Origin of the sequence: Aequorivita vitellina, assembly GCF_022008365.1 — a bacterium.
Classification (GTDB): domain Bacteria; phylum Bacteroidota; class Bacteroidia; order Flavobacteriales; family Flavobacteriaceae; genus Aequorivita; species Aequorivita vitellina.
Genome location: NZ_JAIRBA010000084.1, coordinates 1 through 1,358 on the forward strand (window position 1 = coordinate 1; position 1,358 = coordinate 1,358).

Sequence of the window (1,358 nt, forward strand, 5' to 3'; positions counted from 1 at the left end):
GCAGCCAAATAAAAAGGAAATCAGAATTAGATTTAATAATGTTTTTTTCAATAAACTATCGGTTTTCGTTTTTTGGCAATATGTTGCACAACGGTCTCGTATAACCGTCAGTTACGGGTTAAATTAGCGATTATTTTCGGTTTAGCACAGACCTTAGCAATTCCGAGTGGATTCGGACGTAGTCGAATCCGCCGTAATTGCGGTTATACATTGTTGTGTGTAGTTTTTTTTAATCGGTTAATTATTTTTCTGGCTCTGCTTTCCACGTTTTTCCATTCCCACAATTCAGGATTTCCAAATTCAGGATTTGTGCTATTCCAATTTTCAGCTCGTTTTTTTGAATTGACAGATACTTTACATTCTATTTGGTTTTCTCCGTTTTTCAAGTCAAGATGGATAAAAATTATTGCCCAACCCACTATTTGATAGCGGAAAGTTTTTCCATTACAATATTTAGGATTCAGCTTTATTTTCGAGGTAAAGAACTTGCCTTTCGATTCAGGATTATAAATTCCAAATCCGAAATGTACTTTTCTGTTCGCGATTCCATTTTCAAAATAGTCTTGGAATTCAGACAGACTATTTATCTGAACTATTTCTTTTTCCATTTCAGAGTATGATTCATAGAATCCAGTTTTTGAGTCCGAAAGAATATATTCAATCAGTTCAAAAAGTCGATTTTTATCTATGGTTTCTGTTCTCTGCATTGGCTTTTCTCAAATTACACACAACGGTTTCGGCTATGAGTAGTTGCGTGGTTTAGCGGTTAACTTTGTAAGTACACACCAAACTGAAAATCCGCAAGGATTTTCAGAAGTAGGCGAGAACAAGCAATTACTTATAGCCATTGTTGTAGCCAGTTTTTTTATTTTTTCAGTTCGTTAAATACTATTTCATCGTTAAATTCAACTTTAGAAATATGTCTTACGCTATTATTCCAATCGAGTGGTGTCCAATATTTTGGGTATTTCACAATAATTGAGTTTCCGATTAGTTTTTCTTTCAGATTATTTAGTTTCAATCCATTTTCCAGTCCTCTATTTATGTAAAATCTGCGTTCAGTATTTTCCATCACAAAAATAACATCGTTGCCTTTGTTACTATAAATTTCCGAAACGATTCCGCTTTCCGATATTGTTTTATCTTCAGTTACAATCGGTACTGGTCTAAAAATTAGGACAGCAATTATTAAGATTATTAGGCTAAAACTTATTAAAATAATTTTCGCAATTTTCTTCATAAATCGTGATTTTTAAATTGGCTACAACGTCCAGTATAAGCACAGTAGCGGGATTGGCGCACTGACTTTTCGACTTATAACAGACCTTAAATTTATAAAATTAATTTCGGGTTTTGCA

The 1,358-nt window shown here is 33.3% G+C and carries 2 protein-coding genes; both read right to left on the reverse strand.

Going from position 1 to position 1,358, the window contains the following annotated elements; translation table 11 throughout:
- Positions 1-203 precede the first annotated feature (203 nt).
- On the reverse strand, positions 204-707 hold the full coding sequence (locus K8089_RS16040; RefSeq protein WP_237604301.1) for a hypothetical protein: 504 nt from the start codon (positions 705-707) through the stop codon (positions 204-206).
- Positions 708-865: 158 nt separating this feature from the next.
- Positions 866-1,240: a hypothetical protein gene (locus K8089_RS16045; RefSeq protein ID WP_237604302.1), complete on the reverse strand. Its 375-nt coding sequence runs from the start codon at positions 1,238-1,240 to the stop codon at positions 866-868.
- Positions 1,241-1,358: the final 118 nt, after the last annotated feature.